Source organism: Lyngbya aestuarii BL J (assembly GCF_000478195.2).
GTDB lineage: Bacteria > Cyanobacteriota > Cyanobacteriia > Cyanobacteriales > Microcoleaceae > Capilliphycus > Capilliphycus aestuarii.
On the sequence record NZ_AUZM01000296.1, the window covers coordinates 1 to 750 of the forward strand.

Genomic DNA, 750 nt, shown 5'->3' on the forward strand with positions numbered 1-750 from the left:
TCGTTGTTGGCTGTGGGAATTTGGTTAACGGGTTCTTCTTCTGGGGGAGTGGGTTCAGAGTTTTCTGAGTTGACGTAGGTGAAGATATCGTCGGTTAAAGATACTGAACTGGAATAACCGGAGATAATTCCAATCATCTCTTTGCTTCCTTCACCATAATAGAAGATGCGGGTATCTCCGTTCTTTTGTACTAGCTCATAATCACTGGCACTTCCATGCAGTTGAATCTTATCTTGTGCATCATTAAACCCACTAATGAGCGCGCGATCATCCCAATTTGATTGGTTGTAGAAAGCTGTGCTACCATTGCCCAGAATAAATTGATCTGGCCCGTTAGTTGCTTCGAGATCATCTATTTCTTTCATCCCCGCAAAAGCTGTGTTGGGATCAAAATCACTGATGATGTTATACCCTGTGTTGTTATTGTTGTTGTCAGTTCCGTTATCGCCACTATCGTTCGGTTGAGTGGTTGCACTGACTCCGTTGATAGTCAGGTTAACGGTAGCTGTGTCGGTTCCCCCTTGACCATCGTTAATCGTATAGCTGAAACTATCTGTTGCGGTTTCATTTGCTTCGAGAGCGTCAAATTGACCGTTGGGGTTATAGCTGATTGTACCGTCGTTGTTGATGCTAACTTCACCTTTGGTGTTTGTACCATCAACCATACTGACGTTGAGACTATCACCGTCTGAGTCGCTATCATTACTTAAGACATCAATATTAATGGCTGTATTTTCGTCAGTGCTGTCT

1 protein-coding gene is annotated in these 750 nt (G+C 43.3%); it reads right to left on the reverse strand.

Annotated elements, in window-relative coordinates; translation table 11 throughout:
* A partial coding sequence (locus tag M595_RS28185) for a cadherin-like domain-containing protein (protein ID WP_023069949.1) occupies positions 1 to 750 on the reverse strand: 750 nt, incomplete at both ends.